Genomic DNA, 18,185 nt, shown 5'->3' on the forward strand with positions numbered 1-18,185 from the left:
GAAAATACCAATGGTCTTCTGAGGCAGTACTTCCCGAAAGGGATCGATCTGTCGGTCTACTCTCAGGCCAAACTCAATGCCGTGGCAAGAAGGCTGAACGAGCGTCCACGCATGACACTGAATTCCGAAACGCCGGCTGAACGGTTCCAGAAAACTATTGCATCGATCGGTTGAATCCGCCGCCGCAAGTCGATGCTCGCGAGAAGGAAGTCGAACACCTCGGCGGCGCGCGCGAGAATTCAGCGGCGTCGGCGTAAGGTTTCGCGCGAATCTGCGGCGCGCCCGGCCCCGCGCTGCGCACGGCGACGACGCCTTCGCCCAGCCGAACGCGCGCGCTCGCCGCGAGCCGCGTGTAAATGCCGATGAGCGCACGCCGATACGGCTCGTCGGTGCGATGCGGCGATTGATCCCGCGAGGCATCGGCGAGTGCTTTCAGCGCATCGCTCGAACCGGCGAGCAGGTTCGACACGGACAGTTCCGCGCCGAGCTTGTGCACCTCTTCCAGATAGTGCTCGAAGATCCTTTGACAATCGGTTGGCCGATTACGAGGGCAGAGCCCACACCTGAACGTCCGACCGAAGACGCATGTGAACGGCGGCTTGTAGCCGCATGCAGGCTGACGGAGTGCAGCTGACTCGTCAATTGGCAAGCACACTCCGGCTCAGGTTCGAGCTTAGTACGAACGATCTAATCAGCAGAAGCAGGCCATCGCGCATGATCAGCTCGCGATCGTTCATTCCTTCATGCAAGGCAAACCTGTCGCACCAGATGCGCGGGCAGAGCCTTACGCTCAAGTGCAGGACGGACCGATCGCCGCGGTTCCGATCGGACGGCACCGGGGAGAGACGTTCGCGCTTCCGAGCAAGATAACCACGTTGGCCGGCCTCTGCCGACGTTTCGATGTCAACCTCTACAAGTATCTCGTGCTTCCCGGTGCCGAAGTCGCCCGCAAACTAAGCGACCTGCTGGTAGACATCGCCACCGTCACCGAGGAATGTGACGTTCCGCGGCTGTACTACGGGACCATTCTCCGATCCTGGAACGCTGGCCAGTTTTCAAGGCCCGATAATATTCGAATGACGCGACTGCGAGCGCATCCGAATATTCCGGACTTCACGATAAAAGTACGGGCCGGCGAGCAGGAAGAGAAGGGTATCAACGACGAATCGAAGGGGCGCATCGTTCTTTTCTGGGGGAAAATTACCGCGAACGGAGTTGGCTTTGCGGTTTCACGGTTGTCGTGGGGTGAGTTTGCCTTGCTACCCGAGAAATATCAAAAGCTGCTAGCCCATCGATGAGCGACGCTCCTCTCCGCGCGTAGACCGAGCGGCTTTCGGCGGCTAAGAAGCCGACTGTCTCGCCGCCTACCTAGCCGTAATGTGCCCGCCGATGACAATTTGGGCAAAGGGCCTCCGCGTTGTCTATCGAGTCTTCTCCACCGTCTGCCAAGCGCTGGATGTGATGCACTTCAAGGAAGGGACTACCATCTACCCTTCGCCGAAACGGCGCAAGATTCCCACATTTCTCGCATCGTCCACCGGCTCTAATAAGAACGGCGGCAACCACGTCAGGGTTGCGAACAAAGGCCTCAATCGAGATTTTGACCTTTGCCGGCTTCTTCGCCGCAGCGCGTAGTCGCGCCTCCCTGGTCTCAGCACTGTCTCGCAAAGACTTTCTGACATTTCGCTCGAAGTCCGATTCCAGCGTGGCGAGCGAACTCTTGCGCTCGGTCTCTGCGACTAGCGTTGCTTCAAGAACGGCCGCGATCGCGTCATATCTCGCGTGAAGCGCGCGGGCGCTGTGCAGCGTTGGACGGGCTCCCTTCCTCTTTGCCTCGACAGATTCGTAATAGTCGATGTTTCCATGAAATGCGACGAGAGCCAAGCGCAGTCCCTGAGCATCTCGGGCTTCATGTGTTCGTTTGAGGAACAATTCGACGGCGTCGTTGCTAAGCGCCATTTTGTAGAGTTCGCCGCGACGGAGTTTTCGGAAACCATCGATAAACACGGCCGCGCTTCCCTCGTTTATGTTTTTCGAAGCGAGGTGGCGAATCGCTTGCGAACGTTTGATCCGTTTTTCATGGACCGCCCTCGACATCTCGAAAGCAGCTTCGATCTCGTCGATCATGTATGCGTCGCGATTGGTCATTATGTCCGATTTGTTGAAGCGAGGACTTCCGATGCGTCTGCATTTAGCGGGGCAGAAGAAGAAATATAATCTTCCGCTTTCGTTAAAGCGTTGTGTCTCTTGTGCCTTTTGAGTTGGGCTGCCCCAGCTTGTTCGCTCCTTCCATCAGGATCGAAACCGCTCGTTTTGCCCCTGACATTGAGAAACGATACACCGCGAATCTCCCGTCCTGCAACGCGACCGCGATGCCAAGCGGCATCGTTGATTCGAGAATGGAATCCATCTTGTCGGGGTCGAGAATGATCGATCGATAGTTTGTCTTCCCGTCCTGAACAACGGCCGTCTCACAACTTAGCTGGAACGGCACTGCGCCCTTCGAAGTGGAGAAAAGCGCAGGCACAGTCTGCCCTTTGTCGCAGATCGTCGACGTGATGAGGTACCAATAGCAAACCCCAGTAGCGGGTCTACAGGCTTTCGTGAGAGTTCCGCCGCTTTCGTTGATCGAGCCGGCATATAGCTGCTGACCGTCAGGAGTCGATCCGGTAATCCAATCTCCCAGCGATGCTCCGTAAGAAGCACACGGCGCTGTTAGTGCCGCAACGAGAATGGTGAACAACATTTTCATCGGTCCCTCTGCTTATCGTCCGATCGACGACCTACCCCGCTGGCCATGCCGATCGATTTTCTCGGCTTACTGACGGAATAACGGCAGAGCAGGTCAAAACTGAAGTGCGCTCGTGGAAAAGCACGTGCACGCTGCCATCCGCGCGCAGTTGCTACGTCCCGGAGAATTTGCCTGCCTCGCACACCAGGCTAAAGACTAGGATCGGCCAGGCCGTAAATACTGGCTTTGGGGAAACCGATGGGTGCCCGACGAAGAGTATCGATATTGTCGGCGGCGGTTTTTATCTCGCTGCTTTCCACTGAGGCCTCTGCCTATAAGACGTTTGGCGACAGGTCGTGCGGGCAGTGGTTGAGCCGTTCCTCGAACGGTTTCGAAGAAACCGCCGTGCAAGGATGGCTCATGGGTTACATGACAGGTCTGGCGACAGCGACGACCAGTATCGATCTCCTAGCATCTACAGATGCTCCATCCGTTATGGCGTGGGTGGATAACTACTGCCGAGCGAACCCGCTGAACAAGATAACTGATGCGGGTGTCAAACTTGGAGATGTGCTGCTTAAGCGTTCGCGATAGGGTGTTTTGCGTACTATCGCGGAAACGCCGAGACTCGGGAGCGCAGCAACCGATGAGCAATCCTCTGACCCTTGGATTTTTGCCGAATGCCCTTCAAGCAGAGGCTTACATTGACGATGGTATGGTTCCGTCAGATTCGCAACTGGAGCCTTGGCTTCGCCGCCTTCGTGATTGCAATAGTTCCCGTCGTCGGTACGTTCGTTTGGATCGCAGCGAGCCACGGAGCTGAGAAGCAGGTCCGCTTCGCTGGCTTGTTCCTGAACATCCTGGGTCTCGCGTTTGTAGCGATCGGCGTGGCCAGCACCAGACGAAAATTCGATCAGCCGTCGATCTTTGTTCGTCCGTGGCGTTTCTTTAAATCTTTCCCTAGCTTCCCGCAGCCCATCACGGGGGTCGTGCGTGGGAGCTTGGCTGGCGCAACGGGAAAGGCTAGAGGCTTCGTTGTGCCTTCAGTGAAAGGACTCACAGTCGAGCAGCGCCTAGAACGGTTAGAGAAGACTGTGCTGGATCTTTCGATTGACGCTTCCACGGCGCGAGATGAGATCGATCAGAAATTCGCAGAGCAAATGGCCTCTCTCCAACAGGAGCGATCTGAGAGGAAGGATGGCGAAAGCTCGATTCGACGCGAGCTAGAAGCATCTGCAACCGGCGGCCTGGATCAGGCGCTCTATGGCGTGCTGTGGCTTTTCTTCGGAAGCATCTACACGACGGTTCCAGTCGAGCTTTGTAATGGGCTGCAAAGTTGGCTGCGTTGGTGGCCAGCAGCGAACTGTGGAGCGTAATTCGGAATCCCGGCGGAGGGCTCGCGGTAGCAGAAAAAAGCCCGTCGCTCGGACGGGCCAATATTTGAGAGGTCGGGCGCGATTCACTGCGCTCACTCGTATCTGCCGCGAGTTCAGTGCCGCTTCTCGTAGTGATCGCCCGTACGGGCGTTCTTGTAGTGACCGCCTTTGTGCGATGAGCCATGGCCGCCGACATAGTGGCCGCCACGCGCCTCCGCGATAGCTGGAACGATGAACGACGCGCAGATCAGCGCGGCGATGATTTTCTTCATGAATGCTCCCCTGTTGAGCGATCGCGCCGCTGGCATAAGCGACAGACGCGATGTCGGCATACAGGCGGAACCGCTTGATTGGTGAAAACCATTAAAACTTAACGGGTTGAATTTGACGGTGCGTTTCACGCGGATCAATCGCCAATCCCTCGCGTTCGGTTGGCTCCAACTCATCAAGTCCAATGCGCGTTAGCTGAAAGTGTTCGTCCTGAAAACGCCTGGTTCCAATGCCTATTTTTTAGGCGAACTGGACAGACTCGCCGCCGCGTTTCCTTACGCGACCGGGGTCGAGGTAGAACTTTTGAATTTTTAATTTCGCGGGTGTGAAAATTTGACGGAACGGTATGTTCTTAGTCGGAACTTTGTAGATTTCCGCATTCCCCTCCCCTTGGGCGCAGCCCACTGATCGCGGCCATCAGGGGCGCAACGCAGTTGAGGTCAACGCGCTAAGAAAGCGTGGCGACTGCATTAATTTATTGTCTTGGCATCGCCGAGCGCTTCGTGAAGCTTCTTTCCACTTGTCTCCAAAACCTCGACTACAGCGTCAGACATCTCGCGCAAAGGCGCCTGTCTGATGTCCTCGGCGGCCGTGAGCATCACGCTTGCGCCCTCCATTGAGACGATTGCGTAATTGACGAGTGCGCGCAACCGTGCAATCTCTTGTTCTTGATCCATGGTCTATCCAAGCAATTGAGCGAACGGGTTGTCACCGTTCTTTTTCCCGCCGCCCGCCACCTTCGATCTATCGGCGGGCGACATGCCGAACTTTCCGAGCATGGCCTCCAGGCGGGCCAGCTTAGCGGCCGTGAAGTCCGCCCAGTTGACGCGCGAATCGGCTAGCAGCCGCGCGGCGAGCTCAACCGTAATGCGGTCAGAGCCAGTGAGCACGTCCCGCGGCGCGCCGCTCGCGATGTCGTTCCATGCGGCAAGCTCGGCGCCAGAAAAATGTGCGGGAGGATCTCCGAGCGGACCGGAAACGTCGGGCTCTTCGCGCCGCCGGTTCGGGTTCCGTTTGTACGAGCCGCGCATCTCCAAGACTTTGGCTGGCGTGCGGGGACGTGCCATGACTACCTCTCCCTCCAAATGCGCGCGATGTCGCGCTGTATTAGCCTACTGACCTGACGCTCGCGCGAGCAAGTTTTTTCAATTCTTTCTGCCTAATTTTTGAGCAAATTCGTTGAAAACTAAAAGCACTTCTTATTCTAATCAAAGATTTATGAGTAACGATTCAAACTAGAATTTTGTGGACGTAAAAATTCGACGGAACGGTCGGTCCCTAGCCAATTCGACCCAGACTTTTCACCCCCCCTCCCCCGGTATGTTTCGTCGCACCAACGCCGTCGCAAACTAGAACCCGTGTGGTCTTCTGATTGCCGCCATTAAGCGCGCTTCATACCATTCTCCCGTTCGAACCTTTGATACGACCCGTGTGCGTCGTCCGCTGCGTCATTGCCGGACCAGCGGCCGAAGCCAGCAGCAAGAAAGGCGTTGGCGTCCTGCCGATAACATGCCTGTTAGAAACAGACAATTTGACTGCGGTCAATGTTTTCGAGTCTGTTCTACTGTCGAATCGCTTCGATCAACCGAAATATAGTTCGAGACTGTGCGGATTGGTATCCACAGCGCTCGCTGCCTGTCCCGACGGGCTCACGACCAAATCACCATCGCGAAGCCGTTCTGTAAGCCGGCGATGTGTTTATCTATCGAAGGATTTCCGATGTCGCAGTTCTTCTCTTCCATAAAATCCAGAATCATTCTGGTTCTAACAATCAGCATGCTCATCACAATTCTCGTGGGTGGAGCAGGGCTGTTTGGCATGTCGAGTTTAAGTGGCTCCATGCAGGACACGTATCGCGGAAATATCGTTCCGATCACGCGCGTGGCGAAGGTACGCGCCGCGATGATGAATATGCGCCTCGCGCTGTGGAGAATGCAGGCACAGCAAATCAAGGATCTGGTCCCGAAGGTTCGGGAATTCCAATCGCAGATGGACAGCGACTGGAAGAGCTATTACACGGGCGGTGAGATCACCAGTACGTCCGAGCAGGCGATCGCCGACAAGATCAACGCGATGATTCCCCGATTCGAAGCCGCGGTGGCGCAAGAACTTCCGCTCATCGAGGCCGGCGATTTTGCCGCGGCAGGCAGACTGCAAACGGAAACCGTGTTCCCGATGGGCAACGCGCTTTCTGATCTGATCGGCGACGACTTCGAGAATAATGCCGATCAGGCACGGGATGCATCGGCGGCGGGCGTGGCGCAAGCGGCACGCCTTACGTGGATCAACCTGACCTTGATTCTGATCGGCGCGGCGGCTCTAACGGCATCGACTGTCTATCTCGTCAGAGTCATCACGGTTCCACTGAACAATACTGTCAGGATCGCGAGCGATATTTCGGAAGGTCGTCTCGATGGCCGGATCGTAGCGAAGGCTCAAGGCGAATTCGGCCGCTTGCTGGACGCCATGAAGACGATGAACGAGACCCTCGCCGGAACGGTGCGAGGCATTCGCGATTCGAGCGAGTCCGTCAATGTGGCTGCGGCACAGATCGCGGCGGGCAATCAGGACCTGTCGGCGCGCACTGAAGAGCAGGCGTCGTCCCTCGAGCAAACCGCGGCGAGCATGACACAGCTCACCGAAACCGTTCGTCAGAACGCCGACAACGCGCGCCAGGCGAATTCGCTCGCCAACAATGCACGCGAAATGACGGATGCGGGCAGCGCGGCGGTCCAATCCATGGTTGCCACGATCAAGGAAATCAGCGCGGACTCCAGCCAGATTGCTGAAATCACCGGCATGATTGAAGGCATCGCCTTCCAGACCAATATCCTCGCGCTGAACGCGGCTGTGGAAGCGGCGCGTGCCGGCGAGCAGGGCCGCGGGTTCGCGGTAGTGGCGGGCGAAGTGCGTACACTGGCGCAGCGCGCGTCGGTGGCGGCCAAGGAGATCAAGGAGCTTATCGAGGCTTCGGCGAAGAAAGTGCACCGAGGCGCAGAACAGGCCGGTGTCGTCAGCGGCAACATGGATCAGGTTAGTCATGCGATAGGTCGGGTATCCGATATCGTCGGCGAGATCACTGCAGCATCGGACGAGCAAAGCAGGGGCATCGAACAGGTCCATGCGGCGATCACGCAGATCGACGAGGTGACGCAGCAAAACGCCGCCCTGGTCGAAGAAGCGGCTGCTGCCGCACAATCGCTGCAGGAACAGGCCGACCGGATGAAATCGGATATGGGTTTCTTCCGACTCGATGGCGACACATCCGCAATCACGCGGAAAGCGGCTGTCCCCTCGCCTGTCAGGAAACTGCCGGCCGCATCGATTGCGAAGCCCCGGAAGGCGATGTCGTCCGGCAGCACGAAGGCAATCGATCCTTCTGCATCGGCCCCGCTATCCGCCGACGAACCCGAATGGCAAACCTTCTGATCCCAAGGAACAAGGCATGAATGCATCTTTGCAAGTCAACTCTCGCCCTCAAGCCGTGGTTCTGCACGCCACAGAAGATATGGATTCACTGACGCAGTGCGAATCGGCCAGTCCCGCTCTTCGGGCTCACATGAAACCCGAAGATCTGGTCGTATCGCTTGGCAACAGCTACATCCAGTCGACAGCCCAGCTCGTCGTCACGCGGGAAATCGCTCAGGTGTTGATCGCATTGACGCCGCAGGAGCAGCGAACCCAGGCGGAGGCGCTATTTAAGGAACGCATGGAAAGGATTCTCGCGCTCGGCGACGACTGTCCCATGCCGAAAGCGTTTCAGGACGAACTGCTGGTCGAAGTGCGCAAGTGCCTGAACGCGCTTCGATGAATGGGACCCATGCGCTGAACAATATGGCAATCTATCAAGAAAGCAAGTACGTAACCGTCCTTAAACACATTGCGTTCGATGCGCTTCACGCGGCCGGATCGCGCGCACCTCATTCGGGCGTGTACCGATGCGAAGGATGCGGCGTGAATGAGGTGGCAACATCGGGACACCCGCTGCCGGCGCAAAGTCATCATCGACACAGCGGCTTGCAGGAAGGCACGATCAGATGGCGGTTGATCGTGGCGACCCGTTAGGGCCTGCGGAGAGAAGCGCAGCACGCATCAGGAAAAGGAAAAGCCGCCCTCAGGCGGCTTTTTATAGACTGCGCAAGGATGCTCAAGGCAGGATGAAAGTCGTCGTCTCCGATGACAAGCTTTCCGCCGAAAAGCACACCTGATTCTTGCCGTACTGCTTTGCTTCGTACATGGCGCGATCCGCTGCGTTCAGCATCGCGACAGGACTTGTGGGCCGGTCCATGAGGAAACTCACGCCAATGCTGCACGATGTAGTCAGTTCGATGCGGTCGAGCAAAATCGGCCGCGAGCACGCGGAAAGCAGCCGTTCGACGATGCCTCGACAATGTTCCGCCGATTGCACGCCCGGCAGGATCGCGATGAACTCGTCGCCGCCGATTCGAGCAAGAAAGTCTCCCTCACGCAGCGACTGACTCAAGCGCTCGCCAATGGCCGCGAGAAAGCGGTCACCGGTGTCGTGCCCTTGCGTATCGTTGATCAGTTTGAATCCGTCGAGATCGATAAAAGCGAGCGCGAACGTTTCGTTTGTCCGAACGCATTGCTCGATGAATGCTTCGAGCTTTGTTACGAGCGAGCGCCGATTCGGCAATCCCGTCAGCGCATCGCGATAAGCAGCCGCTTCGAGTTGCTTCTGCTTTTCTCTCAGCTCGGTCACATCGGCAATGAGAAAGATAAAGCTCTCGATCATCGCTTCGTTCGCCTTGACAGCCGTCACTGTGACCAGCGCAACGAAGGAGTCGCCATGCTTCTTTCGCCCCGTACTTTCGATGCGCAAATGTTCGGTCGTGCCGGAGAGCAGAATGGCTGAAAACTCCGCGATGCCATCTTCGCTTTTCAAAAACGATTCGAAGGAACAGCCCAACGCTTCGTTTCGAGCGAAGCCCGTCGTCGAACAGAACGCGTCGTTGACCTCGACGATTCGCCCTTGATGATCGGTGATGGCAATCGCCTCGCTGGAATATGTGAAGACGTTGGAAGCCTTGAGCAAACGCTTGTGAGCCAGCTTTTGAAAGGTGATGTCCCGCGCGATTTTCGAAGCGCCGATGATTGCGCCCTCGCCGTTCCGGACGGGCGAAACCGTCACGGAAACATCGACCTTGCCGCCGTCTTTACGTATCCGCGTCGTATCGAAGTGATCGATCCGCTCGCCTCTTATTACCCGCGCCAGAATCATGTGTTCTTCTTCGAGACGGTCGGGAGGAATGAGGACCAGTACCGGCCGGCCGACGATCTCGTCCTGCTCGTAGCCGAAGATGGCGCGCGCACCGTTGTTCCATGTGCGGATGATTCCATCGAGCGTTTTGGCGACGATGGCGTCTTCCGAAGAGTCGATGATGGCTTCCGCGAGATGAAGCGAGGTAGTCTGATCGAAGCTGTCGATGAAACTTCCGGCAGCGATGGTGGAATGGGCTTCAGTCTCGAAATTTCTCATCTGCTTTCCTGTTGCGCGGTTCTCGACACGTCGTTTCGATACGCCGTCGCTCGATCAATTCGGGGCGGGGTTGAGGCTCGTTGCAATGTCGAAAATATAGTTCTGCAGGCTCGCCCTCTCTTGATCGGAGAGTCCTTGCAACTCGACGCCGAAGACCCTGTGTTGCGCGCTCCTGACCGACGCGTTTCTGACGATGCCTGTCAGCATGAGCGACGGTCCGAAGCCGTCGCCAGCCGGCAATCTCAGCGAAATCCGAAAATGCTCGCCAACCATCAGATCCGCTTCCGGCACGGAAATACCCATTCCACCGATGCTCAGATTGACGATGGTCGCATCGAATCCGGCCGTCGTCATGTCGTTCCGGATGACGCGTGCATTGAGATCGACATCGACGCGAAGATGGCGCCGGAATATCTGACGCGTCGCCTGAACCGGAAGATCGATGTGGAGGATATCGAAAGGTTCGAGTACGCGAGCCTGCACGCGACTGTGGAACATGTAGATATAGCGGCCGACGACAATCTTTCCCTTGACCTCGGCACCCGGCTGAAAGGCATCCGCGCACTGCGGGACTGTGACCAGCAAGCTTTGCCCTTTCAACGTGCCCACGAAGTTCACGCTGAAAGACACGTCTTCTTGCCTTCTCACGCTCAAAAGAAAGAATTCAGGACCCCGCGTGAAAGCCGGGAACGTCGTGACGACCGGACCCTGCGAGCGGCTCTCGCGCGACTGAGTACGCGCGTTGGTGTTAAGAATGCCGAATACCGGTCCATTCTGAATACCGCGATATTCCCCGCGCATCTCATGCCTGAACGCCTTCATTTCGATAAGGCGATCTATCTGATCCTGCTTCTGAATCACATAGCCTCGTCCAAGCAGAAGATCTCCGGAGACGGAATAGATCGGAAATTGCAAAGGAACGCCGACACTCAGATCGGCGCAGGAAACTCTAACTCGGGCCATGTTCTAATCAATGAATTTCTTGAGGCGCCACGGTAATCGAGAGCAACGCCGACTCAGGCCGGCATCGCCTCGAGCTCGCTTATGCGATCGGGCCGTCCCTTTCCCGCGCGTGCCGGAGGATGGCAAATGCCGCAAACGTAGTTGGGCTTCAGCTCGAGCTTATGAGCAACGAACTGCCCTTGGCAACACGTGCAACGGCACGATTCGAGCACGTCGCACTCGATGAATCGCAGCAACGTCCAGGCACGGGTAAAACTCAGAAGAGGTTCGCGATCCGTGCTCGACGTGTGTTCCAGATAGAGTCGATAGGCGCTCAACATCGCTTCGATGCGCTCCACTTGCGCGGTTTCGAGCAGGAAGCGATAGAACGAATAAAACAGCGATGCGTGAATGTTCGGCCGCCACGTCAGGAACCAGTCTTCCGAAAAGGGCAACATGCCCTTCGAAGGCGACACGCCCTTCAGTTCCTTATAAAGGCGGATCAGGCGATCGCGCGACAAGGTCGTCTCCGTTTCGAGCACTTGAACGCGCGCGCCGAAATTAATCAGACTGATGGCGAGTTGGGTCTGGTGCGCTTCATTCAGCAAACTTTTCTGTACAAGCTCCGACGTATCCTTCGTTTTCTTCAGACATGGATGAGTCCGGCTCATTGAATCGACTCGACGGGTTGCTGAACGAGCAAAAGCGCTGCCTGCATGTGGCTCATTTCGGCGTGTTTGGCGTGATGCGTGAGCGTCGAAAGAATTGCATGATCATCGAAGCGGAACCGGCACAGCATGATGTTGGAATCCGCAAGCTTCATCAGCTGTGCAGGCGTGATCATCGCGAGCACTTCTGCCACGTCTTTCCCGATGCCGAGACGCAACATCGCCTCGGCCAGATCGTCACGAATCATATTTTGCGCGAGCAGGAGGTAGGACAAGTTGACTTCCCGCAGCGCGTCGAGACGTTCGATGCTTTTCAAAATAACCTCATAGTAATTCGCTCAATCAGCCTGATTCCGCGTCGCCCAACGGATTGACCACATGATATTGAGATAAGGCAACGGTGATATTGAGCGCAATCAAAAATGAACTATCGTTCACCCTGTTCCGGATCGTCGCCGATCCGTTTTAGAGTCAGATTTCCGAAACAAGGCTGCGCCTCGCCGACTGATAGCTTTCGCTGCCGACACCGTGTTGAGCAAACGCTTCGAGCAACGCGTCTTTCGCGGGCGATCGCGAGACCGAGGGGAGAATGCAATCGAGCGCGATGGCGGAATCCGGGAACAAACACACCGACATCGAACTGCGAACCTCCGAATGCAGATGCAGTGTTTCTTCCCAGATCAAAAGACGCGCGAGTTTGCCCAGCCGGCTGACAGGCTGACCGGTCTGCAACATCGCAGCGTTCGTGTTCATCCACAAGGACATCTGCTCGGCCGGCATCGGACGCGCGATTCCATAACCCTGAACGAAATCCGCGCCGAGAATGACGAGTGCCTCGACGAGGCCTTTATCTTCGACGCCTTCCACGACAACAGTCTTTCCAAGCGAATGCGCGAGCCGCGTCAACTGATAAATGAAACGCAGCATGTCGGAATTGTCGTTGCCATCTAGACGCACGATCTCCTTGTCGATCTTGATGCAATCGAACGGCAGCACTCTCAGCCGGTTCAGGCTGCTGTGTCCCGCGCCTAGATCGTCCTGCGCAAGGATGACGCCGAGCCCCTTGTATTTGAGGATGCCTTGAAGAGAACGCTCGCGCTGCAACTCCTCCGTCTCGAGCACTTCGAGCGTGAGCGTGGCCGGATCGCATGCGTGTCTTGACAGCACGTTCCGTGTCGCGTCGAAGTAGCGCGGGTCATTGAGTCCGCTCGGTGGGAGATTGACGGAAAGGTCCAGTTCGATGCCTTCCTTAAGCCAGCTATTCCGTTGCGCCAGGGCTTGCTCCAGCCCCCGCACAAAGAGCTCGTACATATCGTCGCGCGAGAAGGTCGGAAGGAACTGGGCGGGCGCGAGCAAGCGATGCCCGTCGTGCAAGCGGGCGAGCGCCTCGACCTTGGCAACCTCCCGTGTCCTCAGATTCAGGATCGGCTGGAAGTGCATCTGCAAGCCGTCGGCGCGCAGCAGTTCGCTCCACCGCTGCCTGACCGAAAAGGGCACGGTGCGCGTGCCGCCCTCGACGTGTTCGATGCGGGTTATCGCGAGGCCGAGCAGTGTCTGCACGAGCGCGATGAAATCGTGCTGATCGCCGCCCGCAAATCCGCCGGGCAACGCACTATAAAGGCACAGCACGGCTCGCGGGACTTCGCCTATCGGGCTGAGTGGAATCGCGGCAAGAGAGCGAAAGCCATGTTCGCCAAGAAGCTTTCGCCAAGGCGCGACGTGCCGGTCGGTGACGATGTTGATCACGCGCGCCGTTGCGCCGGTCCGGAAGGCGACGCCAATCGGGCCTTGGCCCAACCGGTCGTTCTCATGCTTCAGTACGCCCAAGCCTTCGGCCTCGATGGCCTGCAGATAGTCCGGCAGACGCGCGCCGCCGACTGCCTCCCAGCGAAAGCGCCCATCCGCGTCGGGACGCCCGACCGCACAGCCAGCTATTTCCTCAAGCTGGGCGATGGCCTGCACGACGCCATCGACCAGACTCGCATAGCTGTCCACTTCAGAGGTAATACGGATGATGGACAGCAACAGTTCGGAACGCGCGCTTTGCACCTCCTTGTAAACCTCGGCTTGAATGGCGAGATCGCGTGCAAAACGCAGAGTCAGTATTGTCAGTGCCTCGCCGTGGCTATCCGGATCGATCTCGCTGCAGATCGCGCTCTCAAAGACCGCACGGCTGTGAACGAGATTCTCGTGATCGAGTCCGAGCGTCGCATGGATGCGGCCGATTCGCAGCGCCATTGTGCGATGATCGGCCGCCGTGAGGTCGGGATTTGCGAGCCTGAGCACGTTTCGGATTTGCTGCGCTTCGAGGTGCGCGAGCTCGGAATCCGAAAGCCGCTCCAGAATGCGCCTCGACTCGGGCAGGCCGGCGAGCATCGAATAGAAGCGATTGACCACCCGCGACGCGCTGTCGGACAACGCGGACGTCAGCGATGTCAGCGCGCGTCGATGCGCCTCTCCGTAGATCGAAAATTCTTCATCTGTCGGGTGAGCCCCGGCGGTCTGCGAGGCAAGGCGGTTTAGCATGGCGTGCTTTCCTCTTTATATTTTTGGCGCTACAGATTCAGCTTGCGGTTGAATCGCATCTCGAGACAAAGGGCGCGGAATCGCTCGGCGTTACGTCGCCGCTTTCTTGCCGAGGGTGCCGAGAAAATAGTTGATCTCACTCAGGAACGCGGTCTGCGCGCCTGCAGGAAATACGTTGTCGTCCGTCATTTCAAGAACGCGCTCGATCCGTGTTCTGAAACTGCGCTCGATGTCCGCGCGCATACTGAGGGGGAAATGTGTCAGGAGCGCCTGACAGAGTTCGCGTATCACGATCATGCGCACGCCGTAGTCGAGCAACGCGTTGCCCTGGACCGTCGAGAGTTGCGAATACGCTTCATTGATCGCTGTTTCCGGAGCGGCTGTCTGCATGGTTTGACTCAATAAGGAAAATTCTTCGAGACGCGTCATTGCGCCGTCAGACCGTCTCGACGCCACCGAAAGACGTGGTCGCGGCATGCGGCGTGCTTCGTCGAGCCGGCCGATCCAATGCGTTCGATAGCTCGAATACGGCGACCGCATTCGTCATTTGCACCGCCGATTGCTCCAGCGACTGCGCAGCCGCAGCGGATTGCTCCACGAGTGCCGCATTCTGCTGCGTGACGGAATCGATCTGACTGATCGCCTGATGGACCTGCTCGATCCCCTGACTCTGTTCCTCCGACGCTTCCGAAATCTCGCCCACGATTTCCGAGACTTGCTGAATGCCGCGGATCACTTGCGTCATCGCGGCGCCCACGACTTCCGCCTGTTCCACGCCGTTGCGCACGAGCGTGGCTGACGACTCGATCAGATCCTTAATCTCCTTCGCCGCAGCAGACGAGCGTTGAGCGAGCGCGCGCACCTCGCTTGCCACGACGGCGAAACCTCGTCCCTGCTCGCCCGCACGCGCGGCTTCGACGGCGGCATTGAGCGCCAGAATATTAGTCTGAAACGCGATGCTCTCGATGATCGTCGTGATCTCGGATATGCGCGTGGAACTGTCGCGGATATTGCCGATGATCTCGACCATCGTTTGCACCGCCGAGTTGCTGGAATTCGCTGTCTCGCGTGTGCTCGTGGCGAGCGTGTTCGCATGGCGCGCGTTGTCGGCGTTCTGCCGCACGGTTTGCGCGATCTGCGTCATACTGGCTGCGGTCTCTTCGAGGGACGACGCCTGCTCTTCGGTACGCGCCGACAGATCGATGTTGCCGCCCGCGATCTCGCGTGCCGAGATCGACACCGCCTCGCTCGACGACAGAATGCCGCGCACCGTCGTCGTGAGCTGATCGCTCATTCGCTTCATCGCATCGAGCAGCGGACGAAACTCGTTATGCGAATCGAACGCGATCGCGCGGCGCAGATCGCCCGCCGCGATCGCATTCGCAACTTGCACGGACTGTCCCAACGGCGTGGCAATCGCCTTCGACAGATACACCGACGTGCCGATCGCAATGACGACGCCAACACTGACGATCAGCCCGAGAACCCACATCAACTGGCCGTTCATCGCCGCGCTCTCCGCAGCGAAGTTCTTCGCCTGGTCGACGTTGAGCTGGACATCCTGACTGATCAGGTCGGTCAGGCGATCACCGAGCGATGCGAGCGTATTTCTCTGGAATGCCGCACTGGCCTGAAAATCACCCTTTTCGATCAGCGCCTGCTCTTCTTGCACGGCGGCGCGGAACTGCTTCAGTTGCGTTTCGATGTTCTCGGCAATGGCCCGCTCGTCATCGCTCGACACCCCGTTCGGGTAATAACTCGACCAGGCATTTTCGATCGCGGACAGAGCATCCCGGACCTTCGAGGTTTGCTGCGCTTCCTGTGTGGCTTGAATCATCCACAGCACGCGGCGCGTATTGAGCACATTGGCGCGAACGCCGGCGAGCTGACTGATCGGCACAGTATTGCCGGAATAGGATGCCTGCATGTTGTCGCTCTGTTTCGACATGCCGTAAAGGCCGAAGAGACCGAGCGTGAGCATGAGTGCGACGGCAATGCCGAACGCAAGCATCATCCGGAAGCGGATCGTGTGGAGAAAGTGATTCATCGCAATTGGTTCAAGCTCCAGACGGTACTCGGCAGCTGCTCCGCATGAAGGAGCCGGCGAGTGACGTGAAGACTTCGGGCAAAGGTAGGCTTCTCAATAGCGACGAATGCTAACCGCGCTTCGCAGGATGAACGTTGATCGCGATCAATTTTGAGACAACCACGAAATTGATCGTTTCAGCATGTCATCGCACTGGGTGTACGCGGCGCATTCCTGATCGATTGCGCAGGGATACGCGGCCGGATCATTCGTCTTCGTCGAATAGTTTCTGATTCACCGCATAGCGCACGAGCGCCGCTTCATGCGGCATCTGCATCTTCTCGAGAATGCGCGCCTTATAGGTGCTCACAGTTTTCGCGCTCAGACAGAGATCCTTGGCAATTTCCGTGATCGTGCCGCCCGAAGCTATCCTGCGGAATACATCGAACTCACGGTCGGACAAGCGCTGATGAGGAAGGGCGCTGGCAGGCTCGTACAGGCGCTGCGCGTATTGCTCCGCCATCGAAATGCTGACATAGACGCCGCCCGACGCAACCTTGGAGACGGCCGCGAGCAGTTCGGATGCCGCACAGGCCTTCGTCAGATAGCCCGCCGCACCCGCCTTAAATGCACGTACCGCGTACTGCTGTTCGGCTTGCATCGTCAGGACGAGAATGCGCAAATCAGGCCGCTCTTTTCTTATCTGCCTCAGCAGGTCGAGGCCGTTGCGGCCCGGCAAAGACAGATCTAGCACGAGTACGTGCGCGGGTATTGAGCGCACCAGTTCCAGCGTGCCCGGCCCGTCCCCCGCTTCACCCACCACGTCGAAACGCCGGGAATTCAGGAGAATGCGATGGAGGCCTTCGCGAACCAGTTCGTGATCGTCAGCGATCAGAACGTTCGTCATGGATTGCTCGGGCGTTGCGCCCCGATGGACAGCGAAGGCTGTCGTGGCACAGTGGACACGCACACCTCCATGGCTGGCATATCGGCGTTCAATATGCCACCACTTCAGCAAAGCTGGCAACCAGCAGGTTAAATCGCAGACAACTGTCTGCTGCGATGCAGCGTAATGGCCTGCGCTAGATCTTCGAAAGACCCTCGCGGTCGACGATTCGAACTCTTTTCGCGCGCGCCTGGATCAGCCCGTCGCGCGTGAATTTCGACAGCATCCGGCTCACCGTCTCGAGCTTGAGTCCGAGATAACTGCCGATTTCTTCACGCGTCATGCGCAGTTCGAGTTCTTCTCTCGGATAGCCGCGACCGCCTACGCGATCAGAGAGATTCAGCAGAAAGGCGGCGACGCGCTGCTCGGCCGACATCGTGCCGAGCATCATGACGAGTGCGCTTTCCCTGACGATCTCTCCGCTCATGGCCCGATGCAGATATCGCTGCATCGCGCGGATACCAAGGCAGATTTTCTCCAGTGCCGCGAACGGAATCACGCAGACGGAACTGTCTTCGAGCGCGATCGCATCACATGCATGGCGATCGACACTCAAACCGTCAAGGCCGACCGTTTCCCCAGCAACGAAAAAGCTGGTGATCTGTTCCACGCCCTCACGATGCATGAGCACGGCCTTGAGCGAACCCGTGCGAACCTTATACACGTTCTCGAATCGGTCGTTCGCGCTAAAGAGTCGCCCTCCGCGCCGGATCGCACGCGTCGCGCCGACGATGTCATCGACTTGCGCAAGCTCCCGCGCGGAGAGGTCGGTCGGCATGCATAGGAAGCGCCGCGAACAGGTCGAGCAGCGCGGTGCGGTACGCCGTGTCGCAACGGGCGGTTGCGGCAGGCGTTCGTTCGATACGGGCATCCCCTTCTCCTCGCAGATCGGGCGCCAGTTCGGCAAACGTGCCGCCGGGCGCCGTGAGCAAGGCGAAATGTCGATGCCCACGATAGAAGTCTGCAGTATTCGGATTGCGTGCAAAATCAGTCGCCGCCGCAGATCGATGTAAGGCGGCGAGCACGTCTGTAAGGAAACGCCTACAAGTGCGTTGGCCGAGCTATTGGCTCAACGCGGGCGCAATCAATCTCGTCGAAGATTGGATCAGATCAAAAAAGTGGGGCCTTCACTTCTCCCAAAGTCCTCGGTCAGGCTAATAATTCGCATGCACGGTCGAATCCCCGTTCGCGCCGTGTACTGGG

19 protein-coding genes and 1 pseudogene are annotated in these 18,185 nt (G+C 57.8%); 5 read left to right on the forward strand and 15 right to left on the reverse strand.

Annotated elements, in window-relative coordinates:
• A partial coding sequence (locus tag AWB80_RS42965) for a transposase (RefSeq protein ID WP_425266911.1) occupies positions 1 to 174 on the forward strand: 174 nt, incomplete at its 5' end.
• Here AWB80_RS42965 and AWB80_RS33745 read toward each other — a convergent pair.
• Positions 153 to 520, reverse strand: a pseudogene (locus tag AWB80_RS33745) (phosphoenolpyruvate carboxylase); the annotation flags it as partial. The gene AWB80_RS42965 and the pseudogene AWB80_RS33745 overlap by 22 nt on opposite strands.
• Before the next feature lie 223 nt (positions 521 to 743).
• Here AWB80_RS33745 and AWB80_RS33750 point away from each other — a divergent pair.
• Positions 744 to 1,298, forward strand: coding sequence for a hypothetical protein (locus tag AWB80_RS33750; RefSeq protein WP_244206881.1), 555 nt, complete (start codon positions 744 to 746; stop codon positions 1,296 to 1,298).
• A 70-nt stretch (positions 1,299 to 1,368) separates the two neighbouring features.
• Here AWB80_RS33750 and AWB80_RS33755 read toward each other — a convergent pair whose 3' ends face one another.
• On the reverse strand, positions 1,369 to 2,127 hold the full coding sequence (locus tag AWB80_RS33755) for an HNH endonuclease (RefSeq protein ID WP_208635726.1): 759 nt from the start codon (positions 2,125 to 2,127) through the stop codon (positions 1,369 to 1,371).
• Positions 2,128 to 2,230: 103 nt separating this feature from the next.
• On the reverse strand, positions 2,231 to 2,752 hold the full coding sequence (locus AWB80_RS33760; RefSeq protein WP_061179021.1) for a hypothetical protein: 522 nt from the start codon (positions 2,750 to 2,752) through the stop codon (positions 2,231 to 2,233).
• A 659-nt stretch (positions 2,753 to 3,411) separates the two neighbouring features.
• On the opposite strand from AWB80_RS33760, the gene AWB80_RS33765 reads away from it, so the two are divergent.
• Complete coding sequence (locus AWB80_RS33765; protein ID WP_061179022.1) at positions 3,412 to 4,107, forward strand: hypothetical protein; 696 nt, start codon at positions 3,412 to 3,414, stop codon at positions 4,105 to 4,107.
• Positions 4,108 to 4,220: 113 nt separating this feature from the next.
• Here AWB80_RS33765 and AWB80_RS44680 read toward each other — a convergent pair whose 3' ends face one another.
• From AWB80_RS44680 to AWB80_RS33780, 3 genes are all read right to left on the reverse strand, one after another.
• Entirely contained in the window at positions 4,221 to 4,379 is a 159-nt protein-coding gene (locus AWB80_RS44680) for a hypothetical protein (protein ID WP_208635727.1), read from the reverse strand.
• Between the two features lie 468 nt (positions 4,380 to 4,847).
• Positions 4,848 to 5,054, reverse strand: coding sequence for a hypothetical protein (locus AWB80_RS33775; RefSeq protein ID WP_061179024.1), 207 nt, complete (start codon positions 5,052 to 5,054; stop codon positions 4,848 to 4,850).
• 3 nt (positions 5,055 to 5,057) lie between these two features.
• Positions 5,058 to 5,444 carry a hypothetical protein gene (locus AWB80_RS33780; protein ID WP_061179025.1) on the reverse strand — a complete coding sequence of 129 codons (387 nt, stop codon included), beginning with the start codon at positions 5,442 to 5,444 and terminating at the stop codon, positions 5,058 to 5,060.
• 652 nt (positions 5,445 to 6,096) lie between these two features.
• Here AWB80_RS33780 and AWB80_RS33785 point away from each other — a divergent pair.
• The gene (locus AWB80_RS33785; RefSeq protein WP_160147497.1) at positions 6,097 to 7,806 is read left to right on the forward strand and encodes a methyl-accepting chemotaxis protein; all 1,710 of its coding nucleotides are present in this window, start codon (positions 6,097 to 6,099) and stop codon (positions 7,804 to 7,806) included.
• A 16-nt stretch (positions 7,807 to 7,822) separates the two neighbouring features.
• Entirely contained in the window at positions 7,823 to 8,188 is a 366-nt protein-coding gene (locus tag AWB80_RS33790; protein WP_143328190.1) for a hypothetical protein, read from the forward strand.
• Positions 8,189 to 8,524: 336 nt separating this feature from the next.
• Here the strand turns inward: AWB80_RS33790 and AWB80_RS33800 are convergent, their stop codons facing one another.
• The 9 genes from AWB80_RS33800 to AWB80_RS33840 form a co-directional block, all read right to left on the reverse strand.
• A complete protein-coding gene (locus tag AWB80_RS33800) occupies positions 8,525 to 9,874 on the reverse strand; it encodes a GGDEF domain-containing protein (protein WP_061179028.1) in 1,350 nt (449 codons plus the stop codon).
• 54 nt (positions 9,875 to 9,928) lie between these two features.
• Positions 9,929 to 10,837: a flagellar brake protein gene (locus tag AWB80_RS33805; protein ID WP_087131804.1), complete on the reverse strand. Its 909-nt coding sequence runs from the start codon at positions 10,835 to 10,837 to the stop codon at positions 9,929 to 9,931.
• 53 nt (positions 10,838 to 10,890) lie between these two features.
• Entirely contained in the window at positions 10,891 to 11,487 is a 597-nt protein-coding gene (flhC, locus tag AWB80_RS33810) for a flagellar transcriptional regulator FlhC (protein ID WP_061179031.1), read from the reverse strand.
• Complete coding sequence (gene flhD, locus AWB80_RS33815; protein WP_425266912.1) at positions 11,484 to 11,804, reverse strand: flagellar transcriptional regulator FlhD; 321 nt, start codon at positions 11,802 to 11,804, stop codon at positions 11,484 to 11,486. Before flhD ends, flhC begins: the two co-directional genes overlap by 4 nt.
• A gap of 151 nt (positions 11,805 to 11,955) precedes the next feature.
• On the reverse strand, positions 11,956 to 14,010 hold the full coding sequence (locus AWB80_RS33820; protein WP_087131806.1) for an EAL domain-containing protein: 2,055 nt from the start codon (positions 14,008 to 14,010) through the stop codon (positions 11,956 to 11,958).
• A gap of 90 nt (positions 14,011 to 14,100) precedes the next feature.
• Entirely contained in the window at positions 14,101 to 14,439 is a 339-nt protein-coding gene (locus AWB80_RS33825) for a hypothetical protein (RefSeq protein ID WP_061179034.1), read from the reverse strand.
• 7 nt (positions 14,440 to 14,446) lie between these two features.
• Complete coding sequence (locus AWB80_RS33830; RefSeq protein ID WP_061179035.1) at positions 14,447 to 16,057, reverse strand: methyl-accepting chemotaxis protein; 1,611 nt, start codon at positions 16,055 to 16,057, stop codon at positions 14,447 to 14,449.
• Positions 16,058 to 16,301: 244 nt separating this feature from the next.
• Positions 16,302 to 16,943, reverse strand: coding sequence for a response regulator (locus AWB80_RS33835; protein WP_061179036.1), 642 nt, complete (start codon positions 16,941 to 16,943; stop codon positions 16,302 to 16,304).
• 175 nt (positions 16,944 to 17,118) lie between these two features.
• Complete coding sequence (locus AWB80_RS33840) at positions 17,119 to 17,853, reverse strand: helix-turn-helix domain-containing protein (RefSeq protein ID WP_087131816.1); 735 nt, start codon at positions 17,851 to 17,853, stop codon at positions 17,119 to 17,121.
• Positions 17,854 to 18,185 lie beyond the last annotated feature (332 nt).

Origin of the sequence: Caballeronia pedi, assembly GCF_001544915.2 — a bacterium.
In the GTDB taxonomy this organism is placed as follows: Bacteria; Pseudomonadota; Gammaproteobacteria; order Burkholderiales; family Burkholderiaceae; genus Caballeronia; species Caballeronia pedi.

Bases quoted from the DNA above. Each gene is read 5' to 3' on its own strand.
- AWB80_RS33750 (WP_244206881.1), top strand. From the start codon at position 744: ATGCAAGGCAAACCTGTCGCACCAGATGCGCGGGCAGAGCCTTACGCT.
- AWB80_RS33755 (WP_208635726.1), bottom strand. From the start codon at position 2,127: ATGATCGACGAGATCGAAGCTGCTTTCGAGATGTCGAGGGCGGTCCAT.
- AWB80_RS33760 (WP_061179021.1), bottom strand. From the start codon at position 2,752: ATGAAAATGTTGTTCACCATTCTCGTTGCGGCACTAACAGCGCCGTGT.
- AWB80_RS33765 (WP_061179022.1), top strand. From the start codon at position 3,412: ATGCCCTTCAAGCAGAGGCTTACATTGACGATGGTATGGTTCCGTCAG.
- AWB80_RS44680 (WP_208635727.1), bottom strand. From the start codon at position 4,379: ATGAAGAAAATCATCGCCGCGCTGATCTGCGCGTCGTTCATCGTTCCA.
- AWB80_RS33775 (WP_061179024.1), bottom strand. From the start codon at position 5,054: ATGGATCAAGAACAAGAGATTGCACGGTTGCGCGCACTCGTCAATTAC.
- AWB80_RS33780 (WP_061179025.1), bottom strand. From the start codon at position 5,444: ATGGCACGTCCCCGCACGCCAGCCAAAGTCTTGGAGATGCGCGGCTCG.
- AWB80_RS33785 (WP_160147497.1), top strand. From the start codon at position 6,097: ATGTCGCAGTTCTTCTCTTCCATAAAATCCAGAATCATTCTGGTTCTA.
- AWB80_RS33790 (WP_143328190.1), top strand. From the start codon at position 7,823: ATGAATGCATCTTTGCAAGTCAACTCTCGCCCTCAAGCCGTGGTTCTG.
- AWB80_RS33800 (WP_061179028.1), bottom strand. From the start codon at position 9,874: ATGAGAAATTTCGAGACTGAAGCCCATTCCACCATCGCTGCCGGAAGT.
- AWB80_RS33805 (WP_087131804.1), bottom strand. From the start codon at position 10,837: ATGGCCCGAGTTAGAGTTTCCTGCGCCGATCTGAGTGTCGGCGTTCCT.
- flhC (WP_061179031.1), bottom strand. From the start codon at position 11,487: ATGAGCCGGACTCATCCATGTCTGAAGAAAACGAAGGATACGTCGGAG.
- AWB80_RS33820 (WP_087131806.1), bottom strand. From the start codon at position 14,010: ATGCTAAACCGCCTTGCCTCGCAGACCGCCGGGGCTCACCCGACAGAT.
- AWB80_RS33825 (WP_061179034.1), bottom strand. From the start codon at position 14,439: ATGACGCGTCTCGAAGAATTTTCCTTATTGAGTCAAACCATGCAGACA.
- AWB80_RS33830 (WP_061179035.1), bottom strand. From the start codon at position 16,057: ATGAATCACTTTCTCCACACGATCCGCTTCCGGATGATGCTTGCGTTC.
- AWB80_RS33835 (WP_061179036.1), bottom strand. From the start codon at position 16,943: ATGACGAACGTTCTGATCGCTGACGATCACGAACTGGTTCGCGAAGGC.
- AWB80_RS33840 (WP_087131816.1), bottom strand. From the start codon at position 17,853: ATGCCCGTATCGAACGAACGCCTGCCGCAACCGCCCGTTGCGACACGG.